The 14176-nt window shown below is 52.8% G+C and carries 12 protein-coding genes; 8 read left to right on the forward strand and 4 right to left on the reverse strand.

What is annotated here, in order from left to right; all coding sequences use genetic code 11:
- Window positions 1-81: 81 nt before the first annotated feature.
- The 8 genes from gcvT to nhaA all read left to right on the forward strand — a co-directional run bounded on the left by gcvT (window position 82) and on the right by nhaA (window position 10532).
- On the forward strand, window positions 82-1209 hold the full coding sequence (gene gcvT, locus ACYZYZ_RS09055) for a glycine cleavage system aminomethyltransferase GcvT (RefSeq protein WP_461484024.1): 1128 nt from the start codon (window positions 82-84) through the stop codon (window positions 1207-1209).
- Window positions 1210-1405: 196 nt separating this feature from the next.
- Window positions 1406-4261 carry an aminomethyl-transferring glycine dehydrogenase gene (gcvP, locus tag ACYZYZ_RS09060; RefSeq protein ID WP_461484025.1) on the forward strand — a complete coding sequence of 952 codons (2856 nt, stop codon included), beginning with the start codon at window positions 1406-1408 and terminating at the stop codon, window positions 4259-4261.
- 90 nt (window positions 4262-4351) lie between these two features.
- The gene (locus ACYZYZ_RS09065) at window positions 4352-4948 is read left to right on the forward strand and encodes a methylamine utilization protein (RefSeq protein ID WP_461484026.1); all 597 of its coding nucleotides are present in this window, start codon (window positions 4352-4354) and stop codon (window positions 4946-4948) included.
- Between the two features lie 12 nt (window positions 4949-4960).
- Entirely contained in the window at window positions 4961-7294 is a 2334-nt protein-coding gene (locus ACYZYZ_RS09070; protein ID WP_461484027.1) for a bifunctional diguanylate cyclase/phosphodiesterase, read from the forward strand.
- Window positions 7278-8132 (forward strand): DUF3034 family protein, encoded by an 855-nt coding sequence (locus ACYZYZ_RS09075; RefSeq protein WP_461484028.1) that lies wholly within the window; start codon window positions 7278-7280, stop codon window positions 8130-8132. The genes ACYZYZ_RS09070 and ACYZYZ_RS09075 overlap by 17 nt, the downstream gene beginning before the upstream one ends.
- On the forward strand, window positions 8129-8554 hold the full coding sequence (locus ACYZYZ_RS09080) for a group I truncated hemoglobin (RefSeq protein WP_461484029.1): 426 nt from the start codon (window positions 8129-8131) through the stop codon (window positions 8552-8554). Before ACYZYZ_RS09075 ends, ACYZYZ_RS09080 begins: the two co-directional genes overlap by 4 nt.
- 118 nt (window positions 8555-8672) lie before the next feature.
- Window positions 8673-9227 carry a lipocalin family protein gene (locus ACYZYZ_RS09085; protein WP_461484030.1) on the forward strand — a complete coding sequence of 185 codons (555 nt, stop codon included), beginning with the start codon at window positions 8673-8675 and terminating at the stop codon, window positions 9225-9227.
- Between the two features lie 99 nt (window positions 9228-9326).
- On the forward strand, window positions 9327-10532 hold the full coding sequence (nhaA, locus tag ACYZYZ_RS09090; RefSeq protein WP_461484036.1) for a Na+/H+ antiporter NhaA: 1206 nt from the start codon (window positions 9327-9329) through the stop codon (window positions 10530-10532).
- 21 nt (window positions 10533-10553) lie between these two features.
- On the opposite strand, the gene ACYZYZ_RS09095 is transcribed toward nhaA, so the two are convergent.
- The 4 genes from ACYZYZ_RS09095 to ACYZYZ_RS09110 form a co-directional block, all read right to left on the reverse strand.
- Window positions 10554-11387 carry a 23S rRNA (adenine(2030)-N(6))-methyltransferase RlmJ gene (locus ACYZYZ_RS09095; protein ID WP_461484031.1) on the reverse strand — a complete coding sequence of 278 codons (834 nt, stop codon included), beginning with the start codon at window positions 11385-11387 and terminating at the stop codon, window positions 10554-10556.
- A gap of 289 nt (window positions 11388-11676) precedes the next feature.
- Window positions 11677-12090, reverse strand: coding sequence for a VOC family protein (locus ACYZYZ_RS09100; protein ID WP_461484032.1), 414 nt, complete (start codon window positions 12088-12090; stop codon window positions 11677-11679).
- Between the two features lie 105 nt (window positions 12091-12195).
- Window positions 12196-13299, reverse strand: a complete 1104-nt coding sequence (locus ACYZYZ_RS09105) for a hypothetical protein (RefSeq protein ID WP_461484033.1) — start codon at window positions 13297-13299, stop codon at window positions 12196-12198.
- 323 nt (window positions 13300-13622) lie between these two features.
- On the reverse strand, window positions 13623-14176 hold a 554-nt coding region (locus ACYZYZ_RS09110), incomplete at its 5' end, for an alpha/beta fold hydrolase (RefSeq protein ID WP_461484034.1).

Consider the following 14176-nt stretch of genomic DNA (forward strand, 5'->3'; position numbering starts at 1 on the left):
GATTTTAACTATTAATTTTACCAATTCTAGTCCGACCGCTAACATGGCTTTTTTCTTTCCCTATGTTGCCGGGTTCCCGCTATGACCACAGAACAGAATACCGACCTGAAATCCACGCCCCTCAATGCCTTACACCGGGAACTTGGCGCCCGTATGGTGCCCTTTGCCGGGTACGATATGCCGGTGCAGTACCCCGATGGCATCATGACCGAGCATTTACATGCCCGTGACAAAGCCGGGCTGTTTGATGTTTCCCACATGGGGCAGGTGGTGGTTCGTGGTGTGGGGGTGGCTACTGCTCTGGAGGCGATGGTGCCGGTGGAATTGCAGAGCTTGCCCATTAACCGACAGACCTATGCCCTGTTCACCAATGATGAAGGCGGCATTCTCGATGACCTGATGATTGCACGTTGGTCCGAAGATACCTTTTTTCTGGTGGTCAATGCCGCCTGCAAGGAGCAGGATCTAGCGCACCTACGGAAGCATCTGGCTGGTTTCGAGGTCGATTACCTGGATGGACGTGGCCTGTTGGCACTGCAAGGACCGGCTGCAGCAGACGTTATGGCTCAGGTGGCACCGGCAGCCTGTGAACTGATTTTCATGAATGGCTGCCATGTCACTATCGACGGGGCAGACTGTTTTATTACCCGTTCCGGTTACACCGGAGAAGACGGTTTTGAAATTTCCGTGCCCGCTGAAGCGGCTGATGCCCTGGCTCGCAAGCTACTGTCCTTCGAACAGGTGGCCCCTATCGGCCTGGGTGCCAGGGATTCGCTGCGCCTCGAAGCGGGGCTGTGTCTCTATGGCCATGATTTGGATGTCACCACCACCCCCATTCAGGCTTCCTTGTTGTGGAGTATTAGTAAATCACGCCGTGCGGATGGCGAAAAAGCTGGGGGCTTTCCCGGCAGCGATGTCATCTTCCGTGAAATCGCGGAAGGGGCTGCCCGCAAACGCGTCGGCCTGCAGATTGATGGCCGTGCACCGGTTCGCGAAGGTGCCGAATTGGTGGATGAAAATGGCAAGCAGGTGGGCATAGTGACCAGCGGCGGTTTTGGGCCGACTCTGGGTGCGCCACTGGCCATGGGTTACGTGGAATCTGCGTATGCTGCTGTCGGCACCACACTGAATGCCCTGGTGCGTGGTAAGGCGCGCGCGGTGACGGTCACCAAAATGCCGTTTGTGCCCCAGCGATACTATCGTGGCTAAACCGTCGCGGTTAAACATCTACCTGCGTTGCTGATACGGCGTTAAAAATGGCCTCAAAATGCTCGGTTATACCCTATAACCTCCGCTTTTTCGGCCATTTTTGCCTTGTCTCAGCGGCCTCGCTGACGATGTTTAACAAGAAACAGAACTGAGTTTGAAAGACTTTTAACCCGCTTATTCCTGGAGATGTGTATCCGTGAAATCACTGGCTGAACTGAACTACAGCAATGAATTTGTCTACCGCCATATTGGTCCCTCCATCGAAGACCAACAGGGAATGCTTGGGGCAATGGGCTACGACGATATGGACTCCTTCATTGCCGCGGTGGTGCCCGGTAGCATCCGTTCAACACAGCCACTGGCGCTGGGTGCTTCCTGCACTGAACAACAGGCCCTGGCTGAGTTGAAAGCCATTGCGGGAAAAAACCGCGTTATGAAATCGTTTATTGGACAGGGCTACTACAACTGTTTCACCCCCAACGTCATTTTGCGCAATGTGCTCGAAAACCCCGCCTGGTACACCGCTTACACGCCTTACCAACCGGAAATCTCCCAGGGTCGCCTGGAAGCACTGCTGAACTTCCAGACCATGATTACCGATCTCACCGGTATGGACCTCGCCAGCGCCTCGCTGCTGGACGAAGGCACGGCAGCAGCCGAGGCCATGACACTGTGTATGCGCATGGCCAAATCCAAGGGTCGTACGTTCTTTGTGGATCAACAGTGCCTGCCGCAAACCCTGGCGGTTATCCAGACCCGTGCGGAGCCACTGGATATCGACGTAGTGGTGGGCGATCCGGCAACGCTGGGTGAACACGATTGCTTTGGGGTGCTGTTGCAATACCCCGGTGCCGATGGTGCCGTGCGTGATTTCAGCGATGTGATCGGCCAGGCCCACGATAACAAAGCCCTGGTGGTGATGGCGGCAGATATTCTCAGCCTGCTGTTGCTGAAGAGTCCGGCAGAACTGGGTGCAGATGTTGCCATTGGTTCTACCCAGCGTTTTGGTGTGCCGCTTGGATTCGGTGGCCCGCACGCCGCCTATATGGCTACCCGGGATAATTTCAAACGCTCGTTGCCCGGTCGCCTGGTGGGTGTCTCCGTAGATAGTCGCGGTAAGCCCGCTTTCCGTCTCGCCCTGCAAACCCGGGAACAGCATATCCGACGTGAGAAAGCCACCAGTAATATCTGTACCGCGCAGGTATTGTTGGCAGTGATGGCCAGCATGTTCGCCGTGTATCACGGCCCGCAGGGCCTGAAGCGCATTGCCGAGCGGGTTCACTGCCTGACAGCGATTCTCGCCAAAGGGTTTGAGTCATTGGGCGTGAAAGTTCTGAACGACAGCTTTTTCGATACCCTCACTCTGGAAACCGGTACCAATACCGCCGCTGTTCATGGGGCGGCTGCCTCTAGGGGCGTGAACCTGCGGGTGATCAACGACACCTGCCTGGGCATTTCACTGGATGAAACCACCACAGCAGAAGATGTGGAAACCCTCTGGCAGTTGCTCGATGCCAATTCATCTCTCACCGTTGCTGAAGTGGAACCTTCTGCGGCCAGTGGGTTGCCGGAGGCATTGTTGCGCACCAACGAAGTCCTCACTCATCCGGTGTTCAACCAGTATCACTCGGAAACAGAGATGTTGCGTTACCTACGCAGTCTGGCGGACAAGGATCTCGCCCTGGACCGGGCCATGATTCCCTTGGGTTCGTGCACCATGAAACTGAATGCCACCGCTGAAATGCTGCCGGTAACCTGGCCGGAGTTCGGGACGATTCATCCGTTTGCACCCGAAGATCAGACACAGGGTTACCGACAGATGATCGGTGAAGTCGAGGCCATGCTTTGTGCCGCCACCGGCTACGATGCCGTTTCCCTGCAGCCCAACGCCGGTTCCCAGGGTGAGTACGCCGGTCTGCTGGCCATTCGTGCCTACCATGAAGGCCGCGGAGACCATGAGCGCAATATTTGCCTGATCCCAAGTTCTGCCCACGGTACCAACCCTGCCTCGGCGCAGATGTGCGGAATGAAAGTGGTGGTGGTTGCCTGTGACGATAACGGCAACGTCGACCTGGATGATCTGCGTACCAAGGCCGAACAATACAGCGAACAGCTGGCCGCTATTATGGTGACTTACCCGTCCACCCATGGGGTGTTCGAGGAGGGTATCACCGAAATCTGCGAGATTATTCATGCCCATGGTGGGCAGGTGTATATCGATGGCGCGAACCTGAATGCCATGGTGGGGTTGTGTCAGCCCGGGCAGTTTGGTGGCGATGTTTCCCACCTTAACCTGCATAAAACGTTCTGTATTCCCCACGGCGGCGGTGGCCCCGGTGTTGGCCCCGTGGCGGTCAAACAGCATCTGGCGGCGTACCTGCCTGGGCATGTCAGTAGCGGGGAAGCAACCCCAGTGGGGGCCGTATCCGCAGCTCCCTGGGGCAGTGCCAGTATTCTGCCCATCACCTGGATGTATATCCGCATGATGGGTGCTGAGGGTCTGAAGCAGGCGACCGAAGGCGCAATTCTCAATGCCAACTATGTGGCCCACCGTCTCAAGGATGCCTACCCGATACTGTATACCGGTGCCAACGACCGGGTTGCTCACGAATGTATTGTCGACCTCGCCGCTATCAAGGAAGCGTCGGGTATCACCGTCGACGACGTGGCCAAACGCCTGATTGATTACGGCTTTCATGCTCCGACCATGTCTTTCCCGGTGCCCGGTACGTTGATGATCGAACCCACTGAAAGTGAATCCCGTGAGGAGCTTGACCGTTTCTGCGATGCCATGCTGCAGATCCGCGAAGAGATCGCCGCCGTAGAGAGGGGCGAGTACCCACTGGATGACAACGTTTTGTGCGGTGCGCCACATACGGCAGATGAACTGGTTGATGATAATTGGGGGCGTGCCTACTCTCGACAGCAGGCGGCATACCCACTGGTAACACTCAAGGAAGGGAAATACTGGTCGCCAGTCGGTAGGATTGACAATGTATATGGAGACCGCAATCTGGTTTGCGCCTGTTTGCCGCTCTCGGAGTACCAATAGTTGCCATTTAACCAACGTGACACGACAAGCCATGTCAGAAAATTAGTTAAGAAGGCGTGGCTTCTAATCGCAATAAGTTTGCTGCCTGTCATGGTCACGGCAGCAAACTACCGTGTCACTGTCACAGGTGCCGATGGCTTGCCGGTTGAGGATGCCGTGGTCGAGTTGCTGCCTGAAATACCATCAGAAGCCGACCCAGAGACCGCACCTCTCCACAACATGAGTCAGAAAAACCGCACCTTTATTCCTTTTGTGATGGCGGTGACAAAGGATGAACAGGTCACATTCCCCAACCTTGACCGAACCCGTCACCATGTTTACTCCTTTTCTCCCGCTAAACCGTTCGAATTGAAACTCTACGTGGGAACACCGAGGGAACCGGTGGTGTTTGATCGCCCTGGGGTGGTCGCCATTGGCTGTAATATCCACGACTACATGCAGGCCTTTATCTATGTGTCGGAAAGCCCTTATGTGGCGGTGACTGATACTGGCGGTGCGGTAGTATTGGCCGGGCTGCCAGAGGGTAATTTCCGCCTGAAAGTCTGGCACCCGTGGCAGATCGGCGGACAGCTGGAATCAACCGTGACGCTTCCCGCGGCCTCCTCAGATTCCCAAATCGTAATCGACATCCAACGACAGGAAAAACCGGCTCCCCCACCTGCCGGTTTTGGTGGTTTCGGGTTATGAGAGCGGCTGGCGATGAATAGCTTCCGCAACCGACTGGTGATGTCGCTGGTAGTGCTGCTGATGCTGGTGCAGTTGGTGACAGCTATTTTTGTCCTCAATGCTGCCCACAGGGAGCAATCAGTTCAGCAAGAGAAAAGCCTGGATGTCGGTATCAATGTGTTTCGTGAAGTGTTGGCCAATCGCTCTCAGCAGCTCAGCCAGTCACTGTCTGTCTTAAGCGCGGACTTCGGTTTCAAGCGTGCCATTGCCACCGGGGAAAATGAGACCATTCTTTCCGTACTCGAAAATCATGGCAGTCGCATCGGTGCAGATGCTGCTGTTTTACTCTCTCCACAAGGTGAACTGGTTTTCTCCAGCCTGCCGGGCATTGTTGAAAGCGATGTCAATGCGCTATTTAAGCTGGCGACAGATAGCAGTACGTCCGGGATAGGGCAGACCCTTGCCTTTGACAATGGCAGTTATCAATTTGTCATGCAGCCTGTAAAAGCGCCAACATTGATTGCCTGGGTTGGCATGGGCTTTATGCTGGATAAACAGGTGGCTCAGCAAGCCAAGGCGATTACCGGGGTCGATATCAGTTTTATCAGTCGTGATAGAAGTGGGCGGTACGCAATCCAGTCCACCCTGGGTGCCACTGCACAAGCCTACATAGTGCCCCGTATGCAACGTTTGTCCGGATTGGAAATACTGGCGGCTGAAGGATTTCCTGAACACTTTCTGTCCTTTGCCGTGAGGCTTAATGACCGGGCGTCAGACCTTTGGGCGGTGCTGCACCTATCCAATTTGAAGTGGGAAGAAAACTTCCTGCAATTGCGGAATACGTTGTTATCGATATTTGCCGTTACGCTGGGTCTATCGCTAATTGTGACCATGTGGCTATCGGGCAGCCTGGTACGCCCTGTTAACACCCTGGTGCAGTATGCCCGGAAAATCGGCCAGGGAGAGAAACCGTCACCAATTCATAAGGCTCCGGTAGAACTGCAGGTACTGGCAGACACCCTGACGGTGATGAGGGACAACATTGAGTCACGGGAGCAGGATCTGATTTACCAGTCCTCTCACGACAGTCTTACTGGCCTCTTTAATCGTTTTGCTGCAAAGCGTCATTTGGCAGCGGAGGGGCAGCAACTTTCCGGCACGCTGGTGCTGATGGACCTGAAAAGTTTCCGTCACATCAATGACACCATTGGATTTGCCAATGCCGACACCCTGCTGGTGCTTTTTGCCAGGCGACTTGAGCAGTTGAGTCCGGCCCCGGACTTTCTGGCGCGTCTGGATGGCGATGCCTTCCTGCTGCTCTATAACGGGGGCATAGCCGAGGAAGAGTTGCATCGGGCGCTGGATATTCTGGAGTCGCCTTACCCCATCAGAAACACCGATATCTCCGTCAAAATTCGCACCGGTACATTGTCGTTGGCGGAACACGGAGGCTCTGTCGGGGCGCTGTTACGTCGGGTGGAAATTGCGCTGATGCAGGCCTGTCAGGAGGATGCCCGCATTGTGGCCTACCGCTCTGGAGAGGATGAGAAATATCAGCGTGAACTGTCCATTATCAGCGAACTGCGTCGCAGCGTGGAGCAGGGGCATTTTTACCTGGTCTATCAGCCCAAAGTGGATATTCAGAATGGCTTCTGCTCCGGGGCCGAAGCGTTGATTCGCTGGGAGCACCCGGAAATGGGTCAGATCAGACCGGATGAGTTCATCATGCTTGCTGAAAGTACCGGCAATATCGACCTGATCAGTCAGTGGGTGTTAACCGAGGCCATAAATCAACTGGCGGTTTGGCAACAAAAGGGCATGGAAATCAAACTGGCAGTTAACCTGTCTGCCCATGACCTGGTGAATGAAAGCCTGCCTGCAATCATCGACCAAATGTTGAAAGAGCATAATCTGCCGGCCCGTTATCTGGCGATAGAGGTCACCGAGGGGGCTGTGATGAAAGATCCACTGGTGGCGGTGGGCGTGCTTCAGCGCTTTCGTGATCTGGGTATTTCTATTGCAATTGATGATTTCGGTACCGGCCATTCTTCTCTGGCTTACCTGAAAATGTTGCCGGTCAACGAGGTGAAAATTGACCGGAGTTTCGTCAAGGATATGCTCACCAACGACCATGACGCGATGATCGTGCAAACCAGTATCGCGCTGACCCATAGCCTGGGCTTTAACGTCACCGCAGAAGGTGTGGAAGAGCAGGAGACCGTCGACCTGTTGAAAACACAGGGCTGCGACATTGTTCAGGGTTACGTGTATTCGCGGCCGTTAGAAGCCATGGAATTTACCCAATGGTTCAACCAGTTTAATCAGCTGACAGAGCAACAGGCAGATCATCATGAAAGTATCGCTTAAAGTGAATGCCGTCTGGCTGTTGGGGCTGTTTCTGCTGTGCAGTTCAGAGTGGGCCGTGGCCGACGGCAGCCGTGTGACGGCTACCGGAGGTGCCACCAGCATTGAAGGCAGTGCCGGTGGCGGGGTTGTTCCCTGGGCGATCATTAACGGTTATGGCAGCAGTGATGAGTGGTCGGCCACAGCGGTGGCGACGGGCGTGTTTGTGGATGATTACACCCTGAAAGTGATCGGCGCGTCGGTTTCTTACGATAACCGCATTGAACTTTCATATGCCCGACAAAGGCTGAAGCTGGATACCATCGGTGGCTACCTTGAGCAGGATATTTACGGTGTTAAATACAAAGTGGCCGGAGAGCTGCTCTACACCCGCATGCCGCAAATTTCGGTTGGGCTGCAGTACAAAACAGTCGATGATTTCTTCCTGCCGGAAGCAGTCGGAGCCAGGGATGATAGCGGTATCGATTACTACATCGCCGCCAGCAAGGTTTTTTTTGATGCCTTTATGGGGCGCAATGTCTTAGTTAACGGCACGCTGCGAGCGACCAAGGCGAACCAGGGAGGACTGTTAGGGTTTGGTAGTGCGGATAACAATGACTATGAACTGATGAATGAAGTCGCCGTTGCGCTGCTGCTGACGGACAACCTGGTAATGGGTATGGACTACCGGGAAAAACCCGATGAGTTGGATTTTGCCGGAGAGGATGATTGGCAGGATTTCTTTATCGGCTGGTTCGCCAACAAGAACTTCTCTGTTGTGTTGGCGTACGCCGATCTTGGCAGCATTGCTGGGCTCGATAACCAGAAAGGCTGGTACCTGTCTTTTGAGGCCGCGTTATGAAGTTGCTACAGGCCATCTTCTTCGTTTGGGTGATTGGCCTCTCTGGTTGCGCCAGTCAAACCGGTCAGCCCGTACTGTATGACAGGTTGGGTGGTGACGCCGGAGTTACTGCAATTGTCGATAACCTGTTACAGAAAATGGCCAGGGATGAAGCCATCGCCCGACATTTTCGCGATACGGATATCAGTTTGTTTCGCCAGGGATTGATCGACAAGCTGTGTGTCGTTAGTGATGGCCCCTGTGAATACACCGGTGACACCATGCGCAACAGCCATAAAGGTTTCAATATCAGTGGCGCCGAATTCGATGCACTGGTGCAACACCTGATTCATGCCATGCAGGAGGAAAATACCCCCATTGCTGCGCGGAATGCTTTGCTGGGACGCCTGGCTCCTATGTATTCCGATGTGGTCTATCAGTAGCCTTGTAGCACAAGGTGCATTCTTAGCCTGTAACTGACCCATCAGCTCTCTTGTTTGTCACTATTCTTTCTCCCAAAGAATCCGCCAAGAGACGTTACAAGTTTGCTAGAGTAACCGGATGAAAATTTCCCCCAAATACTTTGCTATTTGCATGTTGTCACTGGTTCTGACCGGCTGTTTAGGCATGCCCGATGGCGTTGAGCCGGTGGGCAACTTTGACCGGCAAGCCTACCTGGGACAGTGGTATGAAATAGCCCGACTGGATCATTCCTTCGAACGGGGGCTGTCCCACGTGACAGCTGAGTACAGCCTCAGGGACGACGGGGGCATACGGGTGATCAACCGGGGTTACGATGCTGCCGCAGGGGAGTGGAAGTCTGCCGAGGGCAGAGCTTATTTCACCGGTGATCCCCGGGTAGCACACCTCAAAGTCTCTTTCTTTGGGCCCTTTTTCAGCTCTTATGTGGTGTTTGGGCTGGACCATGAACATTATCAATACGCCTTTGTCTCCGGTTACAACCGAAATTATTTATGGCTGCTGGCGAGATCTCCCGAGGTGGATGACGGTGTGCTATCGACTTTCACAGAAAAGGCGCAACAGTTGGGGTTCGATACCGGACAGTTAATTTTCCCGGACCATCAGCCCATACCTTCATCCCCGAAGTCTGATTGATTTTCAACAAGCCGGTTAGGCAATGACAAGTGGTTGCTCAATGGATAAAGTGAGTGAAATATTGCGGAGTGCACGATGGGTAATCATGTAGAGGAAGTAATGGTGGATAGGGATGAGTCTGTTCTCTCCCGGTTTCTGAGAATGGAGTCATCCGGTGGTATTGTGCTGATCCTGGCGGCAGTGGCTGCCATGATCTGTGCCAATTCGCCGCTGCAACCCTACTACGACTTGATACTCGATACGCCCGTAGCCGTGCAGGTTGGCGAGCTGCTTGTTTCCAAACCCCTGTTGCTTTGGGTCAACGATGGTTTGATGGCCATCTTCTTCTTCCTGGTGGGCCTGGAACTCAAGCGCGAGCTTATGGAAGGAGAGCTGGCAGAGGTTCGCAACATTGTGCTGCCCGGTGTGGGCGCGATTGGTGGCATGGCGGTTCCCGCACTGATTTATCTTTTGTTTAATCAGGGCGATGAGGCTGGGCTGCGTGGCTGGGCCATACCGGCAGCCACCGATATCGCCTTTGCTCTGGGGGTGTTGTCACTGCTGGGCTCCCGGGTGCCAGTGTCTATCAAGATTTTCCTCACCTCACTGGCCATTTTTGATGATGTCGGCGCGATCCTGATTATTGCGGTGTTCTATACGGACAATATTTCCTTTACCGCGCTGGTGGTGGTTGGCCTGTGCCTACCGGTGCTGTTTCTTCTGAACCGTTTTAACGTAGAGTCAAAAAGCCTGTATATCGCCGCCGGCACCATTATGTGGGTGGCGATGTTGAAGTCCGGCGTACATGCCACATTGGCCGGGGTGTTAATGGCCATCTTTATCCCGCTGAGGACACCTGCCGGTGTGTCGCCTCTCAAAATTATGGAGCACGACCTGCATGCGCTGGTGGCCTTTTTTGTTCTGCCGGTGTTTGCATTTGCCAATGCCGGTCTCAACCTTAGTGGCGTCGGCATGGAGCAGTTGCTACACCCGGTTCCTCTGGGGATCGCCCTGGGCCTCTTCGCCGGAAAGCAGATAGGTGTGTTTGGCTTCTGTTGGCTGGCGGTGAAACTGGGTATTACCGCATTGCCTGAAAAAGTCAGCTGGTCAGCGTTGTATGGTACTGCCGCATTGTGTGGCATCGGCTTTACCATGAGCCTGTTTATCGGCTCCCTGGCATTTGAGCCTTCGGCTGTGAACAGGCTGTTTGACGAGCGCCTGGGGATTATTGTCGGCTCCCTGCTTTCCGGTGTGGTGGGCTACCTGGTGCTGCGTCGGTCGCTGCGGGCTTCCAATCCGGACGAATTAGAAGCCAAGGCTTCTTAATACCGTTGTTCTAAATACGGATTATTCCGCCACCAGCTGCTCACAGCGATAAAAGCCGCCCGGTTCACCCAGGGTGTCGAGCAGCTCCGGCAGCAGTTGCTGCATCCAGGACAACAAGGTCCAGGGCGGGTTGATCACAATCATGCCCGACCCGGTCATGCCCCGTTCGGGGCTATCTGCCCGAACTGCCAGCTCGAATAACTGGATGGAGCGAATGCCACTGTTGCTTAGTTGCCGCTCCAGAGTCTCGATCCGCGACCGATCCACCACCGGGTACCACAGGGCGTACACACCGTTGGCAAATTTGCGGTGGGCCTTGCCGAGAAACTCCACCACCTTCTGGTAATCACTTTTGATTTCGTAGGGCGGGTCCATCAGTACCAGCCCACGTTTAGCTGTGGGTGGAAGGTGGGCCAGCAGACCGTTAAAGCCATCGCCGGAATCACAACGAACATGTCGATCAACTGCCATCAGTTGCTGTAGGGCTGCAAAATCTGCCGGGTGGGCCTCGTAAAGCCAGGCGCAGTCTTTTTCCCGAAGGTATTGCTGGGCCAGCCAGGGGGAGCCGGGGTAGCAATTGAGATTGTTCCCTCCATTGGCCCGGTTAACCAGTGACAGGTAATTTTGAAGCTGCGGAAAGTCTTCTGCAGAAAGCCGCGCGATACCACCCTGATACTCCGCCGTCTTACCAGCCTGCGGGGTATCGAGACGATACATGCCCGCACCGGCATGGGTGTCGATGTACTCGAAGGGTTTGTCCTTGAGGGTCATGTATTCAAGCAATTCCACCAGCACGATGTGCTTCAGCACATCGGCGAAATTGCCCGCATGAAAACCGTGGCGATAACTCAACATGGGGTCACCCACACATATCGTTTGGCCAAAGGCCGAGGGATACTATCGGTTAAGGAGAAGCCCCTTTCCCGGGTTCAGGCTGTGGCAAAAAGCGCAGCACTCCAGGGCAGTCGGGGTTATCAGGGTCCGAAAGGACGACGGATTATCGGCTTCACTGTGAGCGCGGAAATCATAAAAGGAATTTGTGTGGCTGTCGCTTAAAAAAAACAGCTAACACGCAGGCAAGCCGGGCGCAGTTCGAAGGGCTGGGGCCCGTAACAGTCACGGGTCAATAATTAGAGTCTTGCTATTAACTTTCATCATTTGGGCCGACCCAGAACAGCGGGTTATAGGCCACTTCCCATAGATGGCCATCAAGATCCTTGAAGTAACCACTGTAGCCGCCCCAAAATACCTTCTGAGGCTTTTTTACCAGTGTTGCCCCGGCAGCCACGGCCTGCGCCACTACCTCATCAACTTCATTTTCTGATGCCACGTTATGGGCCAGTGAAAAGCCTTCGAACCCATTGCCTTCTGCTGCGACCTGGGCATCCTCTGCCAATGCTTTGCGATCATATAAACCAAGCCAGGTACCATTCAGCGTAAAAAAGGCTACTTCGGGTGGGGAATCCATTCGAGGGAAGCCCAGTCCTTTCTCATAAAAAGTTATCGCTGCGTCCAGATCGCGAACTCCGAGAGTGATCATGCTGATTCTTGGCTTCATGGTTCAAACGGTTCCTTTTTACGCATAACGCTTTGCAGAGAGGAAAACTACCCGTGTAGCCGAAAGGTGGAGCGGGTTAGTTTTCCGCTGGAGCTGATTTTTAGATTATTTTTCCGTATCTTCTTCTTTTTCTGGAAGAAATAGCACTGGCTCTCCAGTTTGTTCTAGGTGATTGATTTTTGAACCAGACTTAATTATTTGTTTTATGGCTTCTTTTGTGGCGTCTTCTTCAGCTGTTTCTTCTTCGTCAGACGCTTCCTCTTCTTCAATTGGGCTTACTCGCAACTCTATGTTGAAGCCACGATCAATCCGATTTGCAAGTTTATTGAGTGAGTGCCTGACTTCTATTGAAACTTCATTTTTTCTAGATTGATCAAGATGACTCCCATATTTTTCTAATAACTCAGTCGCTAATTTGTCTAACGCAGGACTAACAATTGAAGCAGCATGAGTGTCAATGCCTGTCAGTTGATCTTCAGGAACTTTTTGTGCGACTAGCTCTTTTTTTAATTTCTTAATTTCGAGTAATTGTTTGTACAGAGCAACAATTCTCTCTACTGCTATAGCAACACACGCACCTACTTCTGGTAGGTATTGTAAAAATACTGACAATTCACTAGATGAAATTTGCCGAATTCTTAACGGCTCACGTTGTCCTGTGGCCAATTCTGAAAACACCAATAATGTTTTTTCAAGCTCGACTAGCTCAGCCCCGAACGCTTTCATATTGTCATGAACATATGAGCGAGGGACTATTACACCAACTTCGCATTCATTTTCAGTTAATATGTCTTCGCCCACACCAAAATACTCTAAACCGTTTACTAGGCCTGTTAAGTTGCTTTCAGTGTCACTTATTTTTTTATGTATTTTTGTTAATTCTTCAAGTGCTGTTTGAAGGGTGATCTGGTTTCTTTCAAAAATTTCTTTGATTTTTGTTTCTAATTTAGAGCCAAATTCTTCATTCACTCCTAACTCAACCATGGCATCTCGCCATGCCGGGCTGTAATCATCTATTGGTGATGCTTCTAGCCTGTTGTATAAGTTCGTTAAGTGTGATGATAGTTGTTGCTGGTGATTGGGTTGTTGGGGCTGGCTAATATGTTGCTGCAATGCTTGCATGGCTTGCTGAAGTAGAGAAACTGTGCCAACACGCTTAAGCTCTGCTAATAAGTCCCTTGCAATTATATGGATTTTTGTTGTGTTCATTTTATTCCTTAAAATCTAACAGTAAATTCAAAAGCCTATGGCCTTATAACACAGGAACACTCAAGTCTGTGCTCTGGCTGAAAGCCTTTAACCACGTGGTTTGTAAGGGGTTTTGATGGGAATTTTATTGGAGACAAAACAAGCTACTTCCTGTGTTGAAAGACAAATCCTTTGGTCCATTGAATATAACCCACCCTTGATAAAATTCAATGGGTTAGCCTGAGTCCCACGATGTTATACAGCTTGTGGCTACTGAAAAAGAGAAAGGGCAATCAGATAAATTGTTCAAAAATGGTTATAAACAATTTTTAGGTTTGTGCCGTCTAGTCGTGATTACCCGCGAGAAACTGGGTGACGATGCGGTTAAAAGTGTCGGGTTTCTCGGCGTGTAACCAGTGGCCGGCATTGTTGATTATTTTCAGTTGGGCGTTGGGGAACAGTTGCATGACTGTTTCCCGGTGCTTGTCCTGAATATAGGCTGAATCGGCACCCTTGATAAACAGGGTGGGGCCGTTGAAGGGGGTGCCTGTTGGTGCCAGTGTCAGGGTGTCGTAATAGTTGGCAAGAATACCTTCCAGATACAGCCGCAGATCAAAATGGCCGTCGTCGGCGCGCACCAGGTTTTTGAGCAGAAAGGCGCGTACCCCAGAGTCTTCCACATGTTCCGCCAGCAATGCATTAGCCTGTTGGCGAGAAGTCGGGCGGGCCTGCGCCAGGGATTTCAGGCCCTCCAGCACACCGCCGTGGCGATCCGGTGTGTAGTCTACCGGGGCGATATCGGCCACGATCAGTTTGTCCACCTTCTCAGATTGGTTGAGTGCCACCTGCATACCCACCTTGCCACCCATGGACTGGCCCAGCAGGTGGGCTTTGGGAA

It is taken from the genome of Porticoccus sp. (genome assembly GCA_023261185.1).
GTDB classification, from domain to species: domain Bacteria; phylum Pseudomonadota; class Gammaproteobacteria; order Pseudomonadales; family Porticoccaceae; genus Porticoccus; species Porticoccus litoralis.

Coding starts and splice junctions, on each gene's coding strand:
- gcvT (WP_461484024.1), top strand. CDS start 82: ATGACCACAGAACAGAATACCGACCTGAAATCCACGCCCCTCAATGCC.
- ACYZYZ_RS09070 (WP_461484027.1), top strand. CDS start 4,961: ATGAATAGCTTCCGCAACCGACTGGTGATGTCGCTGGTAGTGCTGCTG.
- ACYZYZ_RS09080 (WP_461484029.1), top strand. CDS start 8,129: ATGAAGTTGCTACAGGCCATCTTCTTCGTTTGGGTGATTGGCCTCTCT.
- ACYZYZ_RS09105 (WP_461484033.1), bottom strand. CDS start 13,299: ATGAACACAACAAAAATCCATATAATTGCAAGGGACTTATTAGCAGAG.
- ACYZYZ_RS09075 (WP_461484028.1), top strand. CDS start 7,278: ATGAAAGTATCGCTTAAAGTGAATGCCGTCTGGCTGTTGGGGCTGTTT.
- ACYZYZ_RS09100 (WP_461484032.1), bottom strand. CDS start 12,090: ATGAAGCCAAGAATCAGCATGATCACTCTCGGAGTTCGCGATCTGGAC.
- ACYZYZ_RS09085 (WP_461484030.1), top strand. CDS start 8,673: ATGAAAATTTCCCCCAAATACTTTGCTATTTGCATGTTGTCACTGGTT.
- ACYZYZ_RS09065 (WP_461484026.1), top strand. CDS start 4,352: ATGGTCACGGCAGCAAACTACCGTGTCACTGTCACAGGTGCCGATGGC.
- nhaA (WP_461484036.1), top strand. CDS start 9,327: ATGGTGGATAGGGATGAGTCTGTTCTCTCCCGGTTTCTGAGAATGGAG.
- ACYZYZ_RS09095 (WP_461484031.1), bottom strand. CDS start 11,387: ATGTTGAGTTATCGCCACGGTTTTCATGCGGGCAATTTCGCCGATGTG.